The following is a 21,976-nucleotide window of genomic DNA, read 5'->3' as shown; positions in this document are numbered from 1 at the left end:
AGCCGAGGCGTCACACGTCCCGATCATTTCGCCACGACGACCGGAATTCCCTTCAGGCTCGACGCGCCCTTCATCGTTTCGATGGACGCGCGCACCGCGTCGCCCGTCGCCGCTTCAATGCCGATGCGCGCCGCGATATCGCGTTCGCCGCGCTTGACCATCGCGAGGCTGGCGAGCTTCACGTGACCGTAGCCGCGCACGCGTTCGAAGAGCGCGGCAAGCGCCAGCACGTCTTGCGCGTTGTGCGTATCGCGGTTGGCGAGCGCGCGTTGCATCGTGAGTTCGTAATCGCTGGCGAGTTGACGCTCCATGCGCCGTTCGAGCGTCTTGCCGAACGGATCGAGCACCGTGCCGCGCAGCGCGCGAAATCTCGACAAGCCGCCGAGCACGGACCACATCCATTGACCGAACACCTTCTTTTTCGGCGCGCGTGACATGGCGGGCGGCGCGAGATTGAACTTCACGGTGTAGTCGTCGCCGGCCGCGCCTTCGAACTGCGCGGCGAGCGCGGCGCGAAACGCCGGGTCCGTGTAGAGGCGCGCGACTTCGTACTCGTCCTTCACTGCGAGCAGCTTGTAGAACGTGACCGCAACGGCGCGCGTGAGGGCGTCATCGCCCGATGCGGCCTCGACGAGCTTGCGATAACGCGCGACATACTTCGCGCCGCCATACGCGAGAAGCCGTTCCTCGCGATCGCGGATCAGCTCGCGCAAGGGCATGTCCGCCATCGCGACACGCTTGTTTTCCTTCGATGCCGCCAGCGCTTCCAGCGCGCTCGCATCCGCCGCCGCGAGCCGTCCGATGGCAAAGGCCAGCTTGTTCGCGGCCACCGCAACGTTGTTCAGTTCGAGCGCGCGCATGAGCGCCGCGTGCGACAACGGCACGAGCCCCAACTGCCACGCGAAGCCCAGCATCAGAATGTTCGCGCCGATGGTGTCGCCGAGAAAGCGCGTGGCGAGCGCCTGTGCATCGCAGCTTCGGAGCGCGTCGGCGGCATGGGGCCCGGCTGCGTGCCGCATCTTGTCGATGAGCGCATCCGCGTGAAGATTCGCCTCGGGGTTCTGCACGAAGCTCGCGTTGGCGATGGCGTGCGTGTTCACGACGATCTTCGTTCTGTCGTGCCGCACCGTTTGCAAGGCTTCGGGACTCGCGCCCACCACCATGTCGCAAGCGAGCAGCAAGTCGGCCTGTTGCGTGTCGATGCGCACCTGGTTCAGAAGCGCATCGGTCGCGGCGAAGCGCACGAACGACAGCACCGAGCCGCCTTTCTGCGCGAAGCCCATGAAGTCGAGCACCGACGCGCTCTTGCCTTCCAGATGCGCCGCCATGCTGATGAGCGCGCCCACGGTGACCACGCCCGTGCCGCCTACGCCCGTGACCAGGATGTCATAGGGCGCAGCGCCGAGGTGCGCTTGCGGCAAGGGCAGGGAATCGACCTTTCGCGCGAGTTCGGCTGGATCGAACGCGTGGCCTTCCGCCTTCTTGAGCTTCGCGCCTTCGAGCGTGACGAAGCTCGGGCAGAAGCCATTCACGCACGAATAGTCCTTGTTGCAGGACGACTGATCGATGCGGCGCTTTCTTCCCAACTCCGTTTCCACCGGTTCGACCGATAGACAGTTCGACTTCACGCCGCAGTCGCCGCAACCTTCGCACACCGCTTCGTTGATGAAGAGCCGCTTGTCTGGATCGGGAAATTCGCCTTTCTTGCGGCGGCGGCGCTTTTCGGCGGCGCAGGTCTGGTCGTAGATGAGCACGGTGACGCCCGGCGTGTCGCGCAGACGGCGCTGCACGGCATCGAGTTCGTCGCGATGATGAAACGTCGTGCCGCGCGGAAACTGATCTTCGTGGCCGTCGTACTTTTCGGGCTCGTCGCTGACCACGACGAGCAGCGCAATGCCTTCGGCTTCCACTTGCCGCGCGATTTGCGGCACGGAAATGCTGCCATCGACGGGCTGGCCACCGGTCATCGCGACGGCGTCGTTATAGAGAATCTTGTACGTGATGTTCGCCTTCGCGGCCACGGCTTGACGAATCGCGAGAATGCCCGAGTGGAAATAGGTGCCGTCGCCCAGGTTCTGAAACACGTGCGGCGTTTTCGTGAACATGGAATGCGAAGCCCAATCGACGCCTTCGCCACCCATCTGAATGAGACCGGTCGTGTCGCGCTCCATCCACGAAGCCATGAAGTGACAGCCGATGCCCGCCTGCGCCACCGACCCTTCGGGCACCTTCGTCGACGTGTTGTGCGGACAGCCCGAGCAGAAGTAGGGCGTGCGCTTCACCGCATCGGCGATATTGGACAGAATTTGCGGCGCGACGAGATCCACCACTTTGTCGCGGCGATCGAGCGCGGGCTTGTGACGCGCGAGCCATTGCGCGAACACCGGCAGCACGCGCGAGGGCCGCAACTCGCCGAGCGCGGACAGAAGCGGCGCGCCATCTTGCGCCGTCTTGCCGATCACGACGGGACGCGCACCTTGCGCGCGGTTGTAGAGATGGTCCTTGATCTGCTGCTCGATGACCGGCCCTTTCTCCTCGATCACGAGCACTTCCGCGAGCCCTTCGACGAACGATTCGAGCCGCGTCGTTTCGAGCGGATACGAGAGCCCGACCTTGTAGATGCGCACGCCCGCCGCATCCAGATCGGCGATGGTGAGATCGAGGCGGCGCAGCGTTTCCATGAGATCGAGATGCGCCTTGCCGCACGTCACGATTCCCACGTTGGCGCGCGGGCTCGGCGCAATCCATTTGTCGATGCTGTTTTCGCGCGCGAAGTGCCGCGCCGCTTCTATCTTCGCGGCGAGGCGCGATTCGATTGTGAGACTCGGCAGATCGGGCCAGCGGTTGTGCAATCCGCCCGGCGGCGGCGTGAAGTCTTGCGGCGCTGGCCAGTCACGGCGGATGCCGTCCAGATCGACGGTCGAGCCGGATTCGACCGTCTCCGAAATCGCCTTGAAGCCGACCCACGCGCCCGAAAAGCGCGACAGCGCCCAACCGTAGAGACCGAACTCCAGCATGTCGGCCACGTTCGACGGATTCACCACCGGCATGTGCCACGCGATCATCGCTTGATCGCTCTGATGCGGCATCGACGAAGACACGCAGCCGTGATCGTCGCCGGCGACGACGAGCACGCCTCCATGCGGCGAAGAACCGTAGGCGTTGCCGTGCTTGAGCGCATCGCCCGCGCGGTCCACGCCAGGGCCTTTGCCGTACCACATCGCGAAGACGCCATCGACGGTGCGCTCCGGGTCCGATTCAACGCGCTGCGTGCCGAGCACCGCCGTGCCGCCGAGTTCCTCGTTGATCGCGGGCAGAAAGCGCACGTCGTGCGACGCGAGCAGTTTCTTCGCCTTCCACAATTGCTGATCGACCATGCCGAGCGGCGAGCCTCGATAGCCGCTCACGAAACCGGCCGTGTTGAGATTCGCCGCGCGGTCGAGTTCGCGCTGCATCAGGACGAGCCGCACGAGCGCCTGCGTGCCGGTGAGGAAGATGCGGCCGCTCGTGGCGCTCAGGTTGTCGGTCAGTCGATAGCCCGACAATGCCGGTTCTTTAGAGTGCGAGGCGAATGAGTCAGCGGGAACACGCGCGTTCATGGAGTCTCCGTTCTTTTGGGTACGCGGGGCAGGCCTCCATTTTTCGCTGTCGAAGGCGGAAAGTTTTTGCGCACTTCCCGACTATCGCGTTCTCTCGGAAAGTAATTAGATTAATTTCGAGATAACTGAGCGGAATCTTCTCGATTGCCGGTGTGCTCACGTATACCCGAAGCGGGATCGCGCATGCTTTGGGTCTAACCTGAACGCCCGACGATCGCCCCAAGAAGGATGCCGATGAAGCTCTATTACTGGCCGAAGACCCGCGCTTTTCGCGCGCTGTGGATGCTCGAGGAAATGCGCGTGCCTTACGACCTCGAGTTCGTGAACATCCGCGCGGGCGTACAGAACGAGCCCGCGTTCTGCCGCGTCAATCCGATGTCGAAACTGCCCGCGCTGGAAGACGGCGACGTGAAGGTGGCGGAGTCGGGCGCGCTGCTGCTGTATCTCGCGGATCGCTATCCGGAAACGAAGCTCGGCGCTTCGCCGCACGACCCGTTGCGCGGCCGCTTTCTGCAGTGGATGTTCTTCACCGGTTCATGTCTCGAACCCGCGATGGCCGAACGCATGACCGGCGCACAAGGAAACACGGTGAGCTTCGGATGGGGCGATCTGGCGCGCGTGGAGCGCGCCATCGAAGGCGCGCTCGAAGAAGGCCCGTGGCTGCTCGGCGAACAGTTCAGCGCCGCCGACATCCTCGCGGCGAGCACGCTGCAGATTGCGTTCATGGCGAAGCTGATCGCGCCGCAGGGCGTGCTCTTCGATTATGTCGAACGGGCGGTGGCGCGCGATGGTCATGAACGCGCGGCGGCGATCGATCATCGGGAAGCGGAGCGGCTCGCGTTACGGCCGCATACCGGCGCGATCACGCCGCCCGCGCATTGAATGAGATTTAGGGAAACGTGCGCGGCTTAGGGATTCCCGCACCGGCTTCGATATCCGCTACCGCGCGTCGATGCGCAAGCTCGACCGCGGCGGCGGAATCGGCAAGGCCGTCGCCGCCGACCGTGGACCACGCTTGCACGGGTTTGTCGTTATGACGGATTTCGTACTCCGCATCCCAGCGCGCGCCTTGCAACTCGAGCGGCTTGACGTGGATTGCGTAGACGCCATAAAGGAAGACCTGCTCCGGCATGATGCCCTCCCGATCAGGATAAGCAGCGGCGCGCCGCTGCTCCTACAGTTCGATTTCCCCGAGAATTCGATGCGCAAGCGCGCGCGCTTCTTCCAGCGCTTCGTGCTCGTTCTCCGATGCGGCTTCCACTTCGTAGAGTGTCGGCTCGGTGTCTTCGCCGTCGTCGCGTTCGAGTGAGACGAGACCCTGATACTTGTCCCCGTCAATGGCGCGCACGCCGATCGTCGCGGTATAGATGCCTTCGTGTACGTCGTGTCTTCCATGAGCGCCTCCGGCAAGGACGAAATCATGCTAGCACGCGGTCATGGAACGCGTATGACGCGGTGCTACCGGAGCAGCTCCTCCACTTCTTTGAGCGATGGCGAATGCCCGCCCGAATGCCGGCATGCCGCCGCGCCTGCCGCCAGCGCGAACTTCAGGTGATCGGGCCATTGGCCGTGACGCGCCATCAGGCTATAGAGCAAGCCGCCGATGGACGCATCGCCGGCGCCGACCGTATCCGCCACTTCGACGCTCGGCGGCCGCGCGCGATATTCCTGGCCATCCGCATAAAGCGTGGCTTCGTCCGAACCGCGCGTGACGAGCACGGTGGCTTGCGGGTTCATCGCGCGGATTTGCGCGAGCGCGTCCGCTTCGGACAAGCCCTTGAACAGCATGTGCAGGTCTTCGTCGGAGACCTTGATGAGATCGGCGAGGGCGGCCATCTTGCGCAGCGTCGGCTCGTAGCCGTGCTCCATCAAGTTGCGATAGTTCGGATCGAAGCTGATCTTCACGCCGTGCTGACGCAGTTGCGCGGCGAGCGCGGCGAGCGTGTTGCCGAGCGGTTGACGCACGAGGCTGATGCAGCCGAAATGCGCCCACTTCACGCGCTCCATCCAGCCTTGCGGCAGCTTCGACGGATCGAACGCGAGGTCCGCGCCGTTCTCGCCCATGAAGTAGTAAGTGGGCGGCTGCGTCTTGTGGACGATGGCGAGCAGCGGCGGACGTTCCACGCGCTGCAGGAAACGCATGTCGAGGCCGGCGGCGACGCTTGCGTCCCAGAGATCGTCGGAGAAATTATCGGTGCCGAGCGACCCGGCCGCCGCCGTCGGCAACCCGAGACGCGCAACCGCGCGCGCCACGTTCCAGCCCGCGCCGCCCGGACGCGAAAGCCAGCTCGACACGTCGGTGCGGATCATGTCCGTGAGGATGTCGCCTGCGGAAACGAATTGCGGAAAGGTCTCGGATGTCTTCTCGGTTGCCATGCGCGTCACCGTTGTGTCGAATGGGACCCGAGCGCGTTCAGCACTTCGTAGCACGCGCCCATGGTGTGATAGTCGGTCTTGCCGGCAGGACTTTTCTCATCGCCGTACTTGCGGTTGTCGCACGTGAGGATGCGATACCACGCGCCGTACTCGTGATCGACGAAGTGTTCCCAGCTATAGCGCCAGAGTTCGTCGTAGCTGTCCCAGAAGCGCTCGCGGCCCGTGCGCGCGCCGAGCAGCGCCGCCGCCGCGAAGCTTTCGGCCTGCACCCAGAAGTATTTGTCGTGATCGCAGATGGTGTCGTCGGGGCCGAAGCCGTAATAGAGGCCGCCATGACGATCGTCCCAGGCGCGGCAAAAGCCCGCATCGAACAATTCGATGGCGCGCGGCGCAAGCCACGGCAGCGCGCGATGCCGCTCCAGGATCAGCAGCAGCTTCGCCCATTCGGTCTGATGCCCCGGCTGAAAACCCCACGGACGAAAAATGTTCGAGCTGTCGGATTCGTTGTAATGCCAGTCCACCGACCAGTCGCGCTTGAAGTGTTCCCAGACGAGGCCGTGCGAAAGCTTCGCCTGCCGCAGCGTGATGTTGCCCGCGATCTTCTCCGCGCGATCCAGATAAATCACGTGGCCGGTGGCTTCATACGCGGCAAGCAGCGCCTCGGTCGCGTGCATGTTGGCGTTCTGCCCGCGATAGTCGGACAACTGCCAGTCGGGCGTGGCTTCGTCGGCGTAGAGACCGGCTTCGGCGTCCCAGAAGCGGCGCTCCATCAGCGCGAAAGTTTCGTCGATGAGCGGCTTCGCTTCGTCGATGCCCGCCATGGCTGCGTGCGCGCAAGCAAGCAGCACGAACGCATGGCCATAGCAGTGACGCGTGCCGTCGAGCGTGTTCGCCTGGCCGTCGCGCCATTCGATTTCCCAGTCGTAGCCTTCGTGCTTCGCGTCCCAGTGGGCGTCGCGCAGGAATTGGAACGCGTGGCGCGCCCAATCCTGATACGACGGATCGCCGAAATGGCGATAAGCCATCGCGTAATTGAAGACGAAGCGCGTGCTGCTGACGAGATGGCGCGTGGTGCGGTCGTAGACGCGGCCGTCGTCCTTGAAGAAGTGGAAAAAGCCGCCTGACTCGTCGCGCGCGGTGGGCGCGTAGAACGCGAGCGTGTCGCGTACGTGCGAGAGCAGGAAGTCGCGGCTGCGGAAATCGACGCTCGCTTGCGGCGCGGTTTCCACGGGGGATGCGGTCAGGTTCATGTATCGCTCATCTCATATCTGGCCGGAGCTCGCGCGGGCGATGAAATCGACGCCCACCAGCGTGTCGGCCTGCCCCGGCGGGTTCGCATTGTCCTCCAGCAACAAGTCGACGCCACGACGGCCGAGCGCTTCCTTGTCGACCGTCACGGTCGAAAGCGGCGGCGTGCTCTGCGCGGCGGCCGGGATATCGTCGAAACCGACGAAGGCGATGTCCTCCGGCACGCGCATGCCGTGCGCGAGGCATACGCGCATGGCGGCGAGGGCCGCTGCATCGTTATAGGCGAAAACCGCGTCGGGCAAAGGAATGGATTGCGCGCGCGACTCGCCGATCAGCCGCTGCATGGCGTCGGCGGCGGCGAGATCCGGAGGCGATCCAGGGTGCGTGACGAGTTCCAGCATTGGGTCGAACAGCAGGCCGGCATCGAAATACGCCTTGCGATAGCCAAGCGCGCGCTGCGCGATGCTGTAATGCGCGAGCGACCCGCCGATGAACGCCACGCGCCGCCGCCCCTGCGCGAACAGATGCTGCATTGCAAGCGACGCGCCCCTTACGTTATCGATGTTCACCGAGCGAAAGCCCGGCGCGCGCAGGTCGATGAGCACCGTGGGGCGCGCCAGCGAGTGCAGATGCGCAAGCAGTTCCGGCTCGACGAAGCCCGCGACCGCGATGGCGTCGGGAGCGTGCAGGCGCATTTGCTGCGCGAGATCGAGCGTGGGACCCGCGGTCAACACCGACGGCACGAGCCGATGTTCTCGGCAGGCTTCCTCGAAGCCATGCAGCACATGCGAGAAAAACGGGCTGGCGGCGAAGTTGTTGTGCTGCCTATGCAGCAGAAACGTGACACGGCGAATGCGCGTGCGCAATTGCGCGGCATCGTAACCGAGTTGCTGCGCGACTTCGACGACGCGCACGCGCGTGGCTTCCGACAGCCCCGGCTGGTTCTTGAGCGCGCGTGACACCGTCCCGATCGAGACGCTTGCCGCGCGCGCGACATCGCGAATGGTGGTGGCCATCGTGGTGATTCTGTCTCCGCGGATTTCCTGCGGCGCGGGCGGTGTTTAGCGCGAACCGGCTACATTCGTTTTGCGGCGATTGTATAGTAAAAAACCGCAAAACGAACCGTGGAGAAAGGGTGGGGAAACCACTAAGACCAATGCTGTATGGCGTTTGAAGCCTTTTTGTTTGTTTAGTAAAAAGCAGAAAACATTTACATCGAACCTTCGCGCTCGTGTACCGAACGCTTGTCGGGCGTCCAAACGTCGAGCAGAAGGTCGTCGTCCCAGTAGTGGCACAAGAGCGGCAAGCCCATTCGACCGCGCAGACGCGCGTGCACGTCCTCGCCGGTATGCGTCCAGCCTTCCATGGGTTTTCGCCAATGGCATGCCACGACCGTTCCGTTTGGCGTAAGCGTGCGGCGCACATGTTCGACGATATGCCACAGCTGCGGCTCGTCGAGGTAGTAGCCGATTTCGCTGAGGAGCACGAGATCGAATTTGCCTTCGGGCCACGCGTCCGGAAGCAGCATGTGCTCGACCGTCACGTTGTCGAATTGCGCGATGCGCTGCCGCGTTAGCTCGACGGCGTCCGCGCTGATGTCCGTGGCGACGACTTCGTCGCAGCGCGCCGCAAGCAGCGCCGTTAGTTCACCGTTGCCGCAGCCCGGTTCGAACGCGCGCGCGTAGCGGTCGTTGGGAAGCGTGGCTAGCGTCAACGCGCGCTTGCGGCGTTCGTACCAACGGTTCCTGATCTTCCAGGGATCGTCGTTGTCCTTGTAAAGCTGGTCAAAGTACTGCTTCGGATCGTTGATGTTGCTCATATGAGAATGACTTCGAAGGGCCTCGTCAGGCGGGCCAGGACATGCTCGGGCAGAACCGGCGCTTGTCCGGTCGTCTTATCCGGCTCGGTCTGGCTTCTGAAGGCTTGCACGGCCCGAAGCTTCCTGGTGTGCGTTGCCGCGTCCAGTGCGATGCGCCGCGCGCGGCTCCACGGCACGCGCGAATCGTCCGGCGACGCCCAATGCCAAGTCCAAAGCGGCACTTCGACAAACGGCAAACCAAGCTCGTTCGCGGCCAGACACGTGGCGCGCCCGACGGCCTCGTGATCGGGATGGCCATCGTACCGCCACGTAGTGAAAACGATGTCACCAGGCTGAAGAAATTTAGCCAGAAGTACTGATAGATCCGCTTCGATTTGTCGCGCCCCGCCATCCGGCAAGCCCAGCCGGACGACTTGCGCGTTACGCAGATGCAGCCGCTGCAAGGCGTCCCGCGTTTCTTGCGGACGCACGCTGGCAAGGCGATCCGGCGTCCATTCGGTCGATTCCGGATGGCTCGCGGTGCCGTCCGTCACGGCGACGATCAACACGTTCCGGCTTAATTCCGAGAGGCGTGAAAGTAATCCGCCCGTACCGAGCACTTCGTCGTCCGGGTGTGGCGCCACGACGACAGCGCGGCCGCCCAGCGGGACGAGATCGGCGGGATCGACTTCCGGTAGCGCGCTCAGCTTGCCCCAATCTTGCCAGCTTTTCTCGGGCGTGCCTCGCCCTTCGATTACCCTGTCGTGCTCCGGCGCACCGGTTTCGGCGAGCGCCTTCGGCTCTTGCGTCGTCAAACTTTCCATGAGTCAGGCTCCCGTTCGAGCAGATGTTCCGCGAGCGATGCCTCGTCGCGTTCCGCGTGGCTTTGTCTGATGAAGACCGGCAAATCCGCCATCAAGTGAGCGAAGTGATCGTCGCGGCAGAGCGGCGCCGCTCCGAGCGCGCGGCCCGCATGCTCGATGACATGCGCGGCGCAGCGTTCGGCCGCCAGACGCGCGCGCATGGCAGCGAGCATGGCGTTGGCCTGCGGCTCGCGGTCGATGAATGCCGCCGTTTCGCGCAGCAGCGCGACCGTGGCGCAAAGCGTGGTGTCGATAGCGCCGAGATGCGCGAGCTTGTGCGGATCGGCGCCGCGTCGCGCGCCCTTTTCGACGAAGCGCGCAATGCCCGCCGCCGCGCCGAACCAGCACGCTGCAATGCCCGCGCCGCCTTGCCAGAAGCCAGGGCGCTCGACATAGCTTCCCGGCTTGCCGATTCGCCGCGCAGGCACGTTATCGAAGTAGACATCGACGCTCGCGCTTGCTTGCATGCCGACGGCAAACCAGCCTTCGCGCGTCACCTTGACGCCCGGCTGGCGGATATCGACGGCGGCGAGCATCGGCTCTCCGCGCTCGTTCCAAGCCGTCACGAGCGCGTGCGTCACCGAAGCCGCGCCGGAACACCACGCCTTGACGCCGTGAAGAAGCACGTCGTCCGACTCCGGGTTGCCTATGGCCGCAAGGCGGGCGTTCGGCGGCTCGGCGGCCCATACGCCCCACGCTTCGTTCGAGGCGTGATGCTCTTCGTCGCGTTCGGCGAGGATGGCGAGCGCGTCCGTATGGCCTTCGTACAGTTTGACGAGCGCGAGGTCGAAAGCGGCAACGGCGCCGAGCGCGCGCCAGCGCTCACGCGTGGCGCCGCGTCCGGGCAAGGGCAGCCGGTCGAGGCGCGCGTCGATCAGAACGCGTAGGGCGCGAGCTGTGTCGTCTGCATTGCCGCGCTGAAAAGACAAATCTCCGAGACATGCTTGCAGGGCGGATGCCGATACAAGCGGCTCGGCGGCCGAGGCAAGTGACATGGCGTGACTCACTCCCAATCTTCGCTGTGCTGGAGGGCGCTAGCGTTCCGCATGGACATCTCCTGTTCTCGTTTGCGCATTACTTGGACAAGAGTGTGGCAAGCGACATGCCCGGACGCCATTCAGCCAGACGGGATAAGCAAAAGCGCCGGACAGGAGTCAGGCAAATCGACTTACGCCGTCCGGCCGAGTCGACGGTATCGATCAGACGGGTTCAAATGCACAAAGGCCGCACGAGGCGGCCTTTGTCAGGGAAACGATGATGGACGTGTCAGCGCCGCGCGGTTGCGGCGATGTTCTTGCCTTCGCGCGGGGGTTCAGCCGCGGTCTTGCGCGCGCCCCAGCGTTGCGCCAGGACCGCGCACACCATTAACTGAATTTGATGGAACAGCATCAACGGGAGCACGACCGCGCCAACCGTATGGGAGGCGAAAATCACCTTCGCCATTGGAATGCCGGAAGCAAGGCTCTTCTTCGAACCGCAGAAGATGATGGTGATCTGATCGGCGCGGCTGAAACCGAGACGCCGCGCGGTGAAGGCCGTTACCAGGAGCGCGACGGTGAGCAGCAGCACGTTGACGACGAGAAGGCCCAAAAGCGTGGAAGCGGAAATCGAATGCCAGATGCCTTCATTCACGGCTTCGCTGAACGCGACGTAGACCACAAGCAGAATCGAGCCTTGATCGACGAACTTGAGCACCGCCTTGCGCCGGTCGATCCACTTGCCGATAGCCGGACGCAGCAACTGCCCCGCCACGAACGGCACGAGCAATTGCATGACGATACTGCCAACCGTATGCCAGGGCGAACCCGTTGTCGCACCATTGCTCGTCACGAGCAAGCCGACGAGCGCAGGCGTGATGAAGATGCCAAGCAGGCTGGACGCCGACGCGCTGCATACGGCGGCAGGCACGTTGCCTTTTGCCATCGATGTGAACGCGATCGACGACTGCACCGTGGAGGGCAATGTGCACAGGAACAGAATGCCGGTGTAGAGAGCAGGCGTGACAAGCGGCATGAGCAACGGCTTGAGCGCGAAGCCAAGCAACGGGAACAGCACGAAAGTGCTCAACAGAACGAGCAGATGCAGCCGCCAGTGTGTTGCGCCAGCGACGATCGCCTCGCGGGATAGCTTTGCGCCATGCAGAAAGAACAGCAGCCCGATAGCAACGTTAGTGATCCAGTTGAACGCCGTGGCCACGTTGCCGCGACAAGGCAAAAAGCTCGCGAGGATGACCGTGCTGACGAGCGCCAGCGTGAAGTTATCGGGAAGAAGTTTGGGCCGCGCCATCGGTTGGATCTCGCACTCGTGCTTACGGGCCGAAGTATTCGGGTACCGCGCGCATCAAGTCAGTAAAAACCATGATTTTCGCTCGTAGGCGATTGAAAAGGCAAATTCATTTACAGGATTGATTGATTACCACCGCGCATGAGCGCGCTTGTTTTCCTTCGATGCAGAAGCATCAACCGGGCCGCCAGATTGGTCACTTCGACAGTGCGCAAATCCTCCGTGAGCGACTTTTTTCATCGGACGATTTGTCTTTCAAATCAGCAGGATGTAGCGGAAAAACTCCGACGTAACATGGTGTTACAACCATGAATCGGGCCTAACACTTTTTGGCTCGACGGCCGACGCCGGGCGAAATAAATTGTGGAACATGCCGGTCGACGAGTGCGCGCGAGATCTCCTCGCCGTCGCCATTGGTCCGACTTTGACCGGTTGTCCGTTGGGCGTCGACTTCTCTTTTTGCGTCGCCAGCGGGCAGGGATGGTGTCGGACACTGGCTGTTTTCTCGACATGGCGCTCATCGGCATACGCACAACGACTCGCTTTCTTGCAGCCACCGCGATCTCTTCGCTGGCGGTCGCGGGTTCGCTCGCGCTTGCCGGTCCGCGTGTCGAATGGCTGTCGTCGGCGGTGTTTCAAGATTCCGCGAGCAGCCGTCAGTCGCTGCACCATACGCCGGTTGCCGCCAAGGACGGTCTCACGCCAGTGAGCGCTGAAGTGCGGCCCGTGCCGCGCGCCGAACAGGCGGCGTCGCTCAGAGGCGCGGGTTCCATTCGCGCTGACATCGCCCGCTATAACGAAGAGCGCAGCCTGCCACGTCAACCCGGCCGCCCGGTCGATGATGGCCGCACCTCCGGCAACGCCAACTTCCGCAACTGAGTTTCATCTGCTGCGACGTCTTGTTGCAAAATCCGCAATGCTTGCGCGTTAACTTCGTGGTTAACTAAAAATTATTTGCGCGTCTAGTTACGCCGTGACGGTGACGCAATCACGCCACAGTTGTTCATTCGTGACCGCATAAACATTCCTCTCTTTTCGCGCTGCACGGACAATGCGCCCTGCGCGGGATTTCGCAATCCAAAGCAGTTTCGATTTCCCTTTCATCGCCTTCAAAGGCGCGCCGTTGCTCGGCTTCCTATAAAGACCGCTCGGAACGATTCGGCTTTGACGCGAGAAGCGACGCGCATCGAAGCGTGAAAAGGCGCGCCTGCCTATTCAAACCGTGATACCCGCAATAACCAAAAACATTTTTGACCGGAAAAATGGTCCGTAAAGATGGTGCCGCTCCACTAGCGACACCGCTCTCGCCGAAATCATTAGCCGACAGAAGAGGCGAGTGCACCGTTCCTCGCCCGCCAAGCATTCAATTTTTGACAAACGACAGGAGAGTTCATGAAGCCAACCGTCAACCGTGCGATGAAGACCACGGTCAAGGCCACCGTAGTCGCCGCCATGTTCGGCTTTCTCGCCGCGGGCGCGGCGCAGGCGCAATCGAGCGTCTCGCTTTACGGTCAGGTCGACGAATGGGTCGGCGCACAAAAGTTTCCCGGCGGCGATCGCGCCTGGAATGTGAGCGGCGGCGGTATGTCCACGTCGTACTGGGGCTTGAAGGGCGCTGAAGATCTGGGCAACGGCTACAAGGCGATCTTCACCCTGGAAAGCTTCTTCCGCGCGCAGAACGGCCAATACGGCCGCTTCCAGGGCGACACGTTCTTTGCACGTAACTCGTATGTCGGTATTCAAGGGCCGATCGGTACGTTCACCGCTGGCCGCCTGACGACGCAGTTGTTCGTTTCGACGATTCTGTTCAACCCGTTCGTCGACTCGTATGTCTTCTCGCCGATGGTCTATCACGTGTTCCTCGGTCAGGGCACGTTCCCGACCTACACGACGGATCAGGGCGTGACGGGCGATTCGGGCTGGAACAACTCGTTGCAGTACACGACGCCCGACTTCAACGGCTTGTCCGGCAGCGCGATGTACAGCTTCGGCAACAACGCGGGCGATGGCCGCTCCAAGAAGTACAGCGCGCAGTTCCTGTACTTCCACGGCCCGTTCGCCGCGACCGGCGTTTATCAATATGTGAACTTCAACAACACGCCGGGCGATCTGGTCACCTCGAACGCCTTCGCCATTCCCGGCTACAAGAGCCAGAGCGTTGCCCAGTTGGGTGCGTCGTACGACTTGAAGTACGTGAAGTTCTTCGCCCAGTACATGTACACGAAGAACGACATCGACCCCGGCACGTTCCACGTGAACACGGGGCAGGGCGGTGTGACGGTGCCGCTCGGCCCGGGCCTGGTAATGGCGTCCTACGCGTATTCGCGCAGCAACGGCGGTCTGGACCAGACGCATAAGAGCTGGGCCGTAGGCTACGACTACCCGCTGTCGAAGCGTACCGACGTCTATGCCGCGTACCTGAACGACAAGTACACGAGCATGTCTTCGGGCGATACCTTCGGCGTCGGCATCCGCGCCAAGTTCTGAGTCTTGCGGCGGCAAACGAAAAGCGCGTTCCGGATCATCACCGGAACGCGCTTTTTTCATCTGAATCTCTGCGACGAGCGTTTCAGCCGATCCGCAAACGCGACTTCGCCTCGTCGTATTCCTGACGCAAGCGCGCGACCAGTTGCGCGACGCTCGGTACATCGTCCATCAGGCCTACGCCTTGGCCCGCGCCCCAGATGTCCTTCCACGCTTTCGCCTTGGCCGCGCTGTCACCGAAATTCATCGCGGTCTTGTCGGACTGCGGCAGCGCTTCGGGATCCAGTCCCGCATTCACGATACTCTGGCGAATGTAGTTGCCATGCACGCCGGTGAAGAGATTCGTATAGATGATGTCGGCGGCGTTGGCATCGACGATAGCCTGCTTGTAGCTGTCGAGCGCGTGCGCCTCGCGCGTCGCGATGAAGCGCGTGCCCATGTAAGCGAGGTCCGCGCCCATGGCCTGCGCGGCGAGAATCGAGCCGCCGTTGGCGATGGAGCCTGACAGCACGATGGGGCCGTCGAACATGCGCCGCACTTCGCCGACGAGCGCGAACGGCGAGATCGTGCCGGCGTGGCCGCCCGCGCCCGCCGCCACGAGAATCAGCCCGTCGACGCCCGCTTCGAGCGCCTTTTGCGCGTGCCGCAAGTTGATCACGTCATGCAGCACGATCCCGCCGTACGAATGCACCGCATCGATCATTTCTTTTACCGGTGCGCGCAGGCTCGTGATGAAGATCGGCACCTTGTGCTCGACACACACGCGCACGTCCTGTTCGAGCCGCGCGTTCGACTGGTGGATGATCTGATTCACCGCGATCGGCCCGATGACCGCATTCGGGTTCGCGGCCTTGTGTTCGGAGAGCGATGCCTGAATCTGCGTGAGCCATTCGTCGAGCAATTCGGCGGGACGCGCGTTGAGCGCCGGAAACGAACCGACGATGCCCGCCTTGCATTGCGCAAGCACGAGTTCGGGATAGCTGACGATGAACATCGGCGAGCCGACGACCGGCAATGCAAGGTTCTGCAGTACGGCGGGAAGTGCCATGGCGCGAGTCTCCGGGATGTCGTACTTATTTTACGGTTGGGGCGTCGTCTTCGAGCGGCTAAATTGAGACGCACGATCGTTCGATTATAGGCACAGGCGCCGCGGCCCTGTCATCCTCCGATTCCCGAGGAAATCCTCGGTTTCACTGTTTGTGTGCACGTTGCTCATCGAGCATTCGGAATGCCGCGCCTACAATGGACCGCTACGCCACGAACAAGAAAACACCATGTCCTTCAGAGGCTACGAGCCGTTTCGCGTGAATGCGGCGGGCGTCGAGATTGCCGGCGAGAAGGGCGGAGACGGCCCGCCGCTTTTGCTTTTGCATGGCTATCCGCAAACGCACGAGATCTGGCATTCATGCGCCGATGAACTCGCGCGGCACTTCACCGTGATCGCCACCGACTTGCGCGGCTATGGCGCATCGGCCAAGCCGCCGAGCGACGAACGCCACGCGCCTTACTCCAAACGAGCCATGGCCGCCGATCAGGTCGCGGTCATGCGTCACTTCCGCTTCGAACGATTTCTCGTGTGCGCGCACGATCGCGGAGCGCGCGTCGCGCATCGCATGGCGATCGATTTTCCCGATGCCGTCGATCGCCTGATGCTGCTCGATATTGTGCCGACGCTTGCGATGTTCGAAGCCACTGACCGCGCGTTGTTGAGCGCCAACTTCCACTGGTTCCTGATGAACCAGCCATCGCCCTTTCCGGAAAAGATGATCGGCGCCGATACGACCGGGTTCATCGAACACTTGATGGGCCGTGGCCGTGCGGGTCTTGCGCCGTTCGCGCCGCACGCGCTGCAGGCATATCGCGATGCGCTGGCCGCGCCCGATGCGGTGTTTGCGACATGCGAGGACTATCGCGCGTCGGCGGGCATCGACCTCGAACACGACCGGGACGACACCGAGCGCGGCGTGAAGATAGCGTGCCCCGTGCGCGTGCTGTGGGGCGAGCAAGGCGGGCTAGAGCGCGCGTTCGATGTGCTTGGTCAATGGCGGCGCGTCGCGCGCGACGTAAGCGGCCGCGCGCTCGATTGCGGCCATTACGTGCCAGAGGAAGTGCCGCAGGAGTTACTCGTGGAGATGCGTGCGTTCTTCGAAGCAGAGTTCTGCTGACAAAGAGCCGATGATCCCAGGTGCGGCGGCCTTACGCATGCGTCGAAAGTGCTTGGTTGGCTTCGGCCCGGACTTGTTCTATATCGGACGCCGCCAGCCAGTGGCAATAACCACCCAGTGTGGACCTATCGATGTCCTGCAGCGCAATGTGATCGTATGCGCCTTCGCGATACTTCAATTTCGACCAGTACTCTTCTGTTTGCCACGCATGAATATGCAGGACATCGCTGCCATGCGTAAGCGACGCGTAGGGGAAATGGTCGAGAAGTCCTATGGAGCAACGCTGCGGATACGTGCGGCGTAGCGCTAGTTCTCCTGCATACATGGTGATCACGTTTCTGCACCAGCCTGGCCACTCTCCACGGAAGTCTTTGAACTCCTCGTCGAGCAGGCGGATGCAACAGTCCATTTGAGCCGGCAGGAAGTCGCACACCATTGTCGATGGCCCCAGCACCGACGCACCGATATTGTGTAAGCCGGAATGAGGAAATCCCCACCGGGCACTGCATTCGTTAAAGTTTCTGTCGGACCGACGCCTCATATGCGTAGGCTCCGAAACCAAAGCAAAGGCCGGCAGGATGAAACTTCGACAGCGCGGGCGTCACAAAGGTGTCGCAATCTGTTTTCAGAATGTAATCGAACTGCCGACAAACGTCTAAAACTGCTTTATCGCAGAGATTGGCGACAGAATTGATGTATCCATAGTCCGACCATTCGCTGTTTTTCTGAGAATAAGGAACGCTCGGAATAACGACTATATTACTGTCTCGCGGCAGTTTAAGTGTTGCTTCCGGATGGCACGCGGCAATTAACGTGCTTCGGTCAAACAAGCCTGTATGGATGATGCTCTTATAGAGCCAGCCAAATTCCTCGATGTTACTCGGAACATTGTCTACATAAACCAGTATGCCGATATCTTTTCGTGCTTGATTCAAGAAGACCTTTAACGATACATTTATTCAGTGCCAGCGGCGAAGTGCGCCTGCGCTTGCCGGCACTTGGCACTTCTGCTCGCTTAGATCACGGGAAAGATAAATAGCGTAGTGCCAGACTGCAGGGAGACGTTTGTCGAAGTGTAGATTGCAAAATCGGTCCAGGTAGTCAACTGAAGCATGCCGCTGAAAGGAATAATAACATTGCCGGCCTTGCCCCCATGATCGGTGGCTACCTTGAAATAGTAGGGGTCGTCGTAGAATGCATCCTTGCCGCTTGCGGCCAGGTTCGGCTCGCTTCTGTTGATCGAGACTTGCGCCAGGTTCGCGTCCGCCACCGAAACGACCATTTGCCCCGCGACAGCGTACACGCCATTTGGCAGGCTCAATGAACCATCGGGATTAACGTGGCTTACCTGGTCATAAGGCAAACCGAAATGCAGGAAATTCCATCTTTTCGCGTTCGAAATCTGCGTGGTGGGTAGCAGCTGGAGTCTCTCAAACGAATACTGAGATAGCGCCCCTGAGCTGTTGTCGTCTGTGCCTGGCTTGCCGTGGATGTCATTAACCCCGCTAGTAACGGGACCGCTACAGTGGATGCAGATACGATTTTCTACGATTAATGTCCATTATGATTTGTATTGAGTTGTAGAAATGGAGGCTCAAATTTACTTAGATTCAAGTGATCTCGGGCGTTTTTAATCGTAGCGGAAGCAATTGCCTGCATCAATGCCGATTTTTCTTATTACTTGAGCAAAGTCGTGCCTGTTTTGTCTTTAAGCTTACGGCGTTATGCATCGCTTTGCCACACATGCAAATCGCATCAAACGGCATTAAAAATGAGTGTCGATAGCGCGAACATGGTTGCCTTTAGTGTGCGCGTGTCGTCAACTTACTGTAGGGAAAGCACCGATGCACGTGATATAGCGGCGGGTTACGATGGCGTCGACGTTGATCACGTCCATACTATTCCGCCGCTTGCCGTAGCTGACAAGCGGCTTTCTTTTTGCGCGCGGAGTTCATACCGCCGAGAGCATGTCGCCTTCCACGTTGAGCGATCCGCCGCGCGCCAATTCCCCGATGATCTTCTCCAGCAATGCGCGATGCTGCGCGGGCACGGCAAGCGCGTTCGCGGCGGCGCGCATGACGCGGGCAGATGCGGTCATCGCGAGCAAGGTGTCGAAGGGCATCGAACGCACGTCCATCAACTTGAAGACGATCAGCACTTTCAGCGCGTTCTTCGCGTTGCGGGCAGGGTTGGCGCGCAGATAGTCGAGCCGCGACGCGGCCACGTCGCGTGCGCGCGCGACATCGGTGAAAGGCGCGCCGTGGCCCGGAACGACGACATCGACATCGAGTTGCGCGATGAGATCGAGCACCGCGCGTTCTTCCGCAAAACCGCTTTCGCCTTCGAGTTCCGGAAAAATCACGCCAAAGCCGTTTTCCCATAACGCGTCCGCGCTGATGAGGATGCGCGCCTCGGCGCAATACAGCATGAGCGAGTGCGGATCGTGGCCCGGCGCGCCCAGCACGGACCATTCGAAGCCGCCGAGCATGAGCGTGGCGCCATTCTCGACCGTGCCGTCGAACGTGAACCGGTCACAACGCTGCGCCGTGGCGTGAAACGTCAGCGCCTCTTCGTCCCAGACACGCACCGCGTGCGCTTCACTTTGCGGGATCAGCGTATTGCACGCATAGGTGCGTTGCAGCAGTGCGTTGCCGCCGCAGTGATCCGAATGCAAGTGCGTGTTGACGATCAGATCGAGCTTGCGCGTGCCGAGCGCGTGCTGCACGAGCGCCAGCGTTTGCGGCGCGTGCGAGACGTAGCCCGTGTCGATCAACGCCGTGCCCTCCTCGCTCGCGAAGAGCACGTTGTTCGACGACAACCAGCCGCGCTCGAACACCGTCATGGAAGCGGGCAGCGCGATCACGCTTGCTCCCTCGGCATGACGACGATAGTCGCCGTCGCCTCGATCACCGTCTCGCCAAGCTGATTCACCGCGCGGCCCGCGAGCTTCACCAGGTCGCCGCGAAGGCTCGTCTTCCACTTTGCATCGAGCACTTGCCAGCGCATGGCGAGCACGTCGTCGGCCTTCACCGCGCGCGTGAGCTTGATGCCGAACTCCAGTCCGAGCGGTTGCGCGTAAGTCGAGAAGTGTTCGGCGATCATCGCCATGAGATGCGCGGTCGGTTGCGTGCCCGACGCGATCAGCGAGCCGAAACGGCTGGCGCGCGCATACGCTTCGTCGTGATGCAGCGGGTTGGTGTCGTTGACGAGCGTGGCGAAGTGGCGAATGGAGTCCGCCGGCAAGGCAAGCGTCGCTTCGAACGATTCGCCGATACGCACCACGCGCGCGCCGCGACGACGGCTTTCGCCACGCGCGAGCACGTCGCGTTTCGCGTCATCGTCAATGGATGACCACGCCGCGATTTCGTCGATGGTGCGCAGGCAGCCGTCGCAAAAGCCCGTCTCCGGATTCATGCGGCAGACGTCCACGCACGGCGACGCGACCTCGCCTTTCATGGTGCGCGCAAGGCGACATCGACAACCGGCGCGCCCGTCAGCGACACGAGTTCTTGCGGCGTCAGATTGAACACCGCGTGCGGATGACCCGCCGCCGCCCACAGGCTTTCGAGCGTGAGCAAGTCTTCGTCGATGAGCGTCACGGGTTCGGTCGCATGACCGATCGGACATACGCCGCCAATGGCATAGCCGGTTTTCTCGCGCACAAACTTCGCATCCGCGCGCGCCAGTTCGCCGACGTGCGCCGCGACCTTCGCTTCGTCCACGCGATTCGCGCCGCTTGCGATCACGAGCACGGGCGCGTCGTCGTCGCGGCGCCGGAAGAGAATGGACTTGGCGATCTGCGCCACGGAACAGTTCAGTCCCGCCGCCGCTTCCGCCGATGTCTTGCCGGTTTCCGGCAGCATCACGACGGGCCGCGCGTGACCGCGTTCCTGCAACAGAAGCGCGACGCGGCGCGCGGAATCGGGAAGGTCATCGAGATTCTGTACTTCGGTCATTGCTTTCCTTTCCATCGAACGATCAACGGGTCAGACGCAGGCGGCAACGGCGTCGCGCTGCTTGGCGAGCAGCGCCTTGCCCGCACGCGACGAACTCGGCTTGCCGATGGCGCGCGAAATGAAGTCACCTGTCTCGACCAGTCGATCCAGGTCGATGCCCGTCTGGATGCCGAGTCCATTCATCAGATACACGACGTCTTCGGTCGCGACGTTGCCTGTCGCGCCCTTGGCATACGGACAGCCGCCGAGCCCCGCAACCGACGCATGAAATATCTCGATGCCTTCGAGCAGCGCCGCATAAATGTTGCCGATGGCCTGCCCATAAGTATCGTGGAAATGTCCTGACAGGCGTTCGCGCGGAAACGCTTTCGACGCCGCCGCCAGCACTTCGCGCGTGCGCTTGGGCGTGCCGACGCCGATGGTATCCGCGATATCGATTTCGTCGCAGCCGAGCGCCTTCATGCGCTCGACGACATCCACCACCGACGCCACGCTCACCTCGCCCTGATACGGACAGCCGAGCGCGCACGAGATGCTGCCGCGCAGACGCAAGCCTGCGTCCTTCGCGGCTTTCGCGACCGGCTCGAAGCGCGCGATGCTTTCCGCGATGCTGCAATTGATATTCTTTTGCGAGAACGCCTCGCTCGCCGCGCCGAAGATGACGATCTCGTCGGCCTTTGCTTCGAGCGCGCCCTCGAAGCCGCGCAAATTCGGCGTGAGCACGGAGTAAATGGTGCCCGCGCGACGCTCGATGCCCGCCATCAACGCGCTGGCATCCGCCATTTGCGGCACCCATTTCGGCGAGACGAACGAAGTCGATTCCACATTGACGATGCCCGCACGCGCGAGCCGGTTCACGAGCTCGATCTTGGTTTCCGTGGCGACGAATTCCTTCTCGTTCTGCAAGCCGTCGCGCGGCCCGACTTCGACGATTTTGACTTGAGTGGGGATCATGCCTGTCTCCTTGCGATTCTCTGACGTCGGTTCGTTGCGTCAGCCAGTTTGCCACATCGGAAGCGAGCGCAAATGTCTGCTTGATTCAAGTAGCTTGGATGTATTGATTGCCGGATGGCAGTTAATGCTTTGATTGAATTGTAGTTTTTTGGCGTTCCACTCCTTTAACGAAAGGCCTGCTAACTATCATGGGCAGCCGAGAATGCCAGCCAGTCCGGGCGAACGCGACGAGGCGAGGCGACTGGCTCGG

General features: G+C 61.9%; 21 protein-coding genes and 1 pseudogene. 4 read left to right on the top strand and 18 right to left on the bottom strand.

All coding sequences use genetic code 11. The features are described from left to right. Positions 1 to 23 precede the first annotated feature (23 nt). Positions 24 to 3,599, bottom strand: a complete 3,576-nt coding sequence (locus tag P9292_RS25230) for an indolepyruvate ferredoxin oxidoreductase family protein (protein ID WP_309961778.1) — start codon at positions 3,597 to 3,599, stop codon at positions 24 to 26. 234 nt (positions 3,600 to 3,833) lie between these two features. On the opposite strand from P9292_RS25230, the gene P9292_RS25225 reads away from it, so the two are divergent. Further along, a complete protein-coding gene (locus tag P9292_RS25225; RefSeq protein ID WP_250462620.1) occupies positions 3,834 to 4,481 on the top strand; it encodes a glutathione S-transferase family protein in 648 nt (215 codons plus the stop codon). A gap of 7 nt (positions 4,482 to 4,488) precedes the next feature. Here the strand turns inward: P9292_RS25225 and P9292_RS25220 are convergent, their stop codons facing one another. The 9 genes and pseudogenes from P9292_RS25220 to P9292_RS25180 form a co-directional block, all read right to left on the bottom strand. Continuing rightward, positions 4,489 to 4,731 carry a hypothetical protein gene (locus P9292_RS25220; RefSeq protein ID WP_244826764.1) on the bottom strand — a complete coding sequence of 81 codons (243 nt, stop codon included), beginning with the start codon at positions 4,729 to 4,731 and terminating at the stop codon, positions 4,489 to 4,491. Between the two features lie 42 nt (positions 4,732 to 4,773). Further along, positions 4,774 to 4,994, bottom strand: a pseudogene (locus P9292_RS25215) (hypothetical protein). A 63-nt stretch (positions 4,995 to 5,057) separates the two neighbouring features. After that, a complete protein-coding gene (locus P9292_RS25210) occupies positions 5,058 to 5,975 on the bottom strand; it encodes a carbohydrate kinase (RefSeq protein WP_309961776.1) in 918 nt (305 codons plus the stop codon). A gap of 5 nt (positions 5,976 to 5,980) precedes the next feature. Further along, on the bottom strand, positions 5,981 to 7,225 hold the full coding sequence (locus P9292_RS25205) for an AGE family epimerase/isomerase (RefSeq protein ID WP_309961774.1): 1,245 nt from the start codon (positions 7,223 to 7,225) through the stop codon (positions 5,981 to 5,983). A gap of 12 nt (positions 7,226 to 7,237) precedes the next feature. Then, a complete protein-coding gene (locus P9292_RS25200; protein WP_244826767.1) occupies positions 7,238 to 8,239 on the bottom strand; it encodes a LacI family DNA-binding transcriptional regulator in 1,002 nt (333 codons plus the stop codon). A 194-nt stretch (positions 8,240 to 8,433) separates the two neighbouring features. Further along, positions 8,434 to 9,042: a class I SAM-dependent methyltransferase gene (locus P9292_RS25195; protein ID WP_309961772.1), complete on the bottom strand. Its 609-nt coding sequence runs from the start codon at positions 9,040 to 9,042 to the stop codon at positions 8,434 to 8,436. Next, a complete protein-coding gene (locus tag P9292_RS25190; protein ID WP_244826769.1) occupies positions 9,039 to 9,845 on the bottom strand; it encodes a PIG-L deacetylase family protein in 807 nt (268 codons plus the stop codon). Before P9292_RS25190 ends, P9292_RS25195 begins: the two co-directional genes overlap by 4 nt. Next, positions 9,833 to 10,879, bottom strand: a complete 1,047-nt coding sequence (locus P9292_RS25185; RefSeq protein WP_309961770.1) for an acyl-CoA dehydrogenase — start codon at positions 10,877 to 10,879, stop codon at positions 9,833 to 9,835. The genes P9292_RS25190 and P9292_RS25185 overlap by 13 nt, the downstream gene beginning before the upstream one ends. A 271-nt stretch (positions 10,880 to 11,150) precedes the next feature. Further along, positions 11,151 to 12,170 (bottom strand): bile acid:sodium symporter family protein, encoded by a 1,020-nt coding sequence (locus P9292_RS25180; protein WP_250508459.1) that lies wholly within the window; start codon positions 12,168 to 12,170, stop codon positions 11,151 to 11,153. 477 nt (positions 12,171 to 12,647) lie between these two features. Here P9292_RS25180 and P9292_RS25175 point away from each other — a divergent pair, with 477 nt between their 5' ends. Both P9292_RS25175 and P9292_RS25170 read left to right on the top strand, forming a co-directional pair. After that, the gene (locus P9292_RS25175; protein ID WP_244826772.1) at positions 12,648 to 13,046 is read left to right on the top strand and encodes a hypothetical protein; all 399 of its coding nucleotides are present in this window, start codon (positions 12,648 to 12,650) and stop codon (positions 13,044 to 13,046) included. Positions 13,047 to 13,559: 513 nt separating this feature from the next. Further along, entirely contained in the window at positions 13,560 to 14,654 is a 1,095-nt protein-coding gene (locus P9292_RS25170; RefSeq protein WP_244826773.1) for a porin, read from the top strand. A gap of 82 nt (positions 14,655 to 14,736) precedes the next feature. Here P9292_RS25170 and P9292_RS25165 read toward each other — a convergent pair whose 3' ends face one another. Further along, on the bottom strand, positions 14,737 to 15,699 hold the full coding sequence (locus P9292_RS25165; protein ID WP_250525282.1) for a nitronate monooxygenase family protein: 963 nt from the start codon (positions 15,697 to 15,699) through the stop codon (positions 14,737 to 14,739). Between the two features lie 226 nt (positions 15,700 to 15,925). Between P9292_RS25165 and P9292_RS25160 the strand changes: the two genes are divergently transcribed. Further along, entirely contained in the window at positions 15,926 to 16,816 is an 891-nt protein-coding gene (locus P9292_RS25160) for an alpha/beta hydrolase (protein ID WP_309961767.1), read from the top strand. Between the two features lie 31 nt (positions 16,817 to 16,847). On the opposite strand, the gene P9292_RS25155 is transcribed toward P9292_RS25160, so the two are convergent. From P9292_RS25155 to P9292_RS25125, 7 genes are all read right to left on the bottom strand, one after another. Beyond that, positions 16,848 to 17,252: a hypothetical protein gene (locus P9292_RS25155; RefSeq protein ID WP_309961765.1), complete on the bottom strand. Its 405-nt coding sequence runs from the start codon at positions 17,250 to 17,252 to the stop codon at positions 16,848 to 16,850. 76 nt (positions 17,253 to 17,328) lie between these two features. Next, complete coding sequence (locus P9292_RS25150) at positions 17,329 to 17,751, bottom strand: hypothetical protein (protein ID WP_309961763.1); 423 nt, start codon at positions 17,749 to 17,751, stop codon at positions 17,329 to 17,331. Positions 17,752 to 17,831: 80 nt separating this feature from the next. After that, complete coding sequence (locus tag P9292_RS25145) at positions 17,832 to 18,137, bottom strand: hypothetical protein (protein WP_309961762.1); 306 nt, start codon at positions 18,135 to 18,137, stop codon at positions 17,832 to 17,834. Positions 18,138 to 18,767: 630 nt separating this feature from the next. After that, positions 18,768 to 19,679, bottom strand: a complete 912-nt coding sequence (locus tag P9292_RS25140) for an MBL fold metallo-hydrolase (protein ID WP_309961760.1) — start codon at positions 19,677 to 19,679, stop codon at positions 18,768 to 18,770. Further along, positions 19,676 to 20,230 carry a MaoC family dehydratase N-terminal domain-containing protein gene (locus P9292_RS25135; protein ID WP_309964172.1) on the bottom strand — a complete coding sequence of 185 codons (555 nt, stop codon included), beginning with the start codon at positions 20,228 to 20,230 and terminating at the stop codon, positions 19,676 to 19,678. Before P9292_RS25135 ends, P9292_RS25140 begins: the two co-directional genes overlap by 4 nt. Before the next feature lie 38 nt (positions 20,231 to 20,268). Beyond that, positions 20,269 to 20,772: a YbaK/EbsC family protein gene (locus P9292_RS25130; RefSeq protein WP_309961758.1), complete on the bottom strand. Its 504-nt coding sequence runs from the start codon at positions 20,770 to 20,772 to the stop codon at positions 20,269 to 20,271. A 30-nt stretch (positions 20,773 to 20,802) separates the two neighbouring features. Beyond that, a complete protein-coding gene (locus tag P9292_RS25125; protein ID WP_250491668.1) occupies positions 20,803 to 21,726 on the bottom strand; it encodes a hydroxymethylglutaryl-CoA lyase in 924 nt (307 codons plus the stop codon). Between the last annotated feature and the right edge of the window lie 250 nt (positions 21,727 to 21,976).

Source organism: Caballeronia sp. LZ001, from assembly GCF_031450875.1.
Taxonomy (GTDB): Bacteria; Pseudomonadota; Gammaproteobacteria; order Burkholderiales; family Burkholderiaceae; genus Caballeronia.
This window is presented reverse-complemented; position numbering and strand designations above follow the sequence as displayed.

What these genes read in the sequence shown, in the direction of transcription:
- P9292_RS25230 (WP_309961778.1), bottom strand. Translation starts at nt 3,599, where the DNA reads ATGAACGCGCGTGTTCCCGCTGACTCATTCGCCTCGCACTCTAAAGAA.
- P9292_RS25225 (WP_250462620.1), top strand. Translation starts at nt 3,834, where the DNA reads ATGAAGCTCTATTACTGGCCGAAGACCCGCGCTTTTCGCGCGCTGTGG.
- P9292_RS25220 (WP_244826764.1), bottom strand. Translation starts at nt 4,731, where the DNA reads ATGCCGGAGCAGGTCTTCCTTTATGGCGTCTACGCAATCCACGTCAAG.
- P9292_RS25210 (WP_309961776.1), bottom strand. Translation starts at nt 5,975, where the DNA reads ATGGCAACCGAGAAGACATCCGAGACCTTTCCGCAATTCGTTTCCGCA.
- P9292_RS25205 (WP_309961774.1), bottom strand. Translation starts at nt 7,225, where the DNA reads ATGAACCTGACCGCATCCCCCGTGGAAACCGCGCCGCAAGCGAGCGTC.
- P9292_RS25200 (WP_244826767.1), bottom strand. Translation starts at nt 8,239, where the DNA reads ATGGCCACCACCATTCGCGATGTCGCGCGCGCGGCAAGCGTCTCGATC.
- P9292_RS25195 (WP_309961772.1), bottom strand. Translation starts at nt 9,042, where the DNA reads ATGAGCAACATCAACGATCCGAAGCAGTACTTTGACCAGCTTTACAAG.
- P9292_RS25190 (WP_244826769.1), bottom strand. Translation starts at nt 9,845, where the DNA reads ATGGAAAGTTTGACGACGCAAGAGCCGAAGGCGCTCGCCGAAACCGGT.
- P9292_RS25185 (WP_309961770.1), bottom strand. Translation starts at nt 10,879, where the DNA reads ATGTCACTTGCCTCGGCCGCCGAGCCGCTTGTATCGGCATCCGCCCTG.
- P9292_RS25180 (WP_250508459.1), bottom strand. Translation starts at nt 12,170, where the DNA reads ATGGCGCGGCCCAAACTTCTTCCCGATAACTTCACGCTGGCGCTCGTC.
- P9292_RS25175 (WP_244826772.1), top strand. Translation starts at nt 12,648, where the DNA reads ATGGTGTCGGACACTGGCTGTTTTCTCGACATGGCGCTCATCGGCATA.
- P9292_RS25170 (WP_244826773.1), top strand. Translation starts at nt 13,560, where the DNA reads ATGAAGCCAACCGTCAACCGTGCGATGAAGACCACGGTCAAGGCCACC.
- P9292_RS25165 (WP_250525282.1), bottom strand. Translation starts at nt 15,699, where the DNA reads ATGGCACTTCCCGCCGTACTGCAGAACCTTGCATTGCCGGTCGTCGGC.
- P9292_RS25160 (WP_309961767.1), top strand. Translation starts at nt 15,926, where the DNA reads ATGTCCTTCAGAGGCTACGAGCCGTTTCGCGTGAATGCGGCGGGCGTC.
- P9292_RS25155 (WP_309961765.1), bottom strand. Translation starts at nt 17,252, where the DNA reads ATGGTGTGCGACTTCCTGCCGGCTCAAATGGACTGTTGCATCCGCCTG.
- P9292_RS25135 (WP_309964172.1), bottom strand. Translation starts at nt 20,230, where the DNA reads ATGAATCCGGAGACGGGCTTTTGCGACGGCTGCCTGCGCACCATCGAC.
- P9292_RS25130 (WP_309961758.1), bottom strand. Translation starts at nt 20,772, where the DNA reads ATGACCGAAGTACAGAATCTCGATGACCTTCCCGATTCCGCGCGCCGC.
- P9292_RS25125 (WP_250491668.1), bottom strand. Translation starts at nt 21,726, where the DNA reads ATGATCCCCACTCAAGTCAAAATCGTCGAAGTCGGGCCGCGCGACGGC.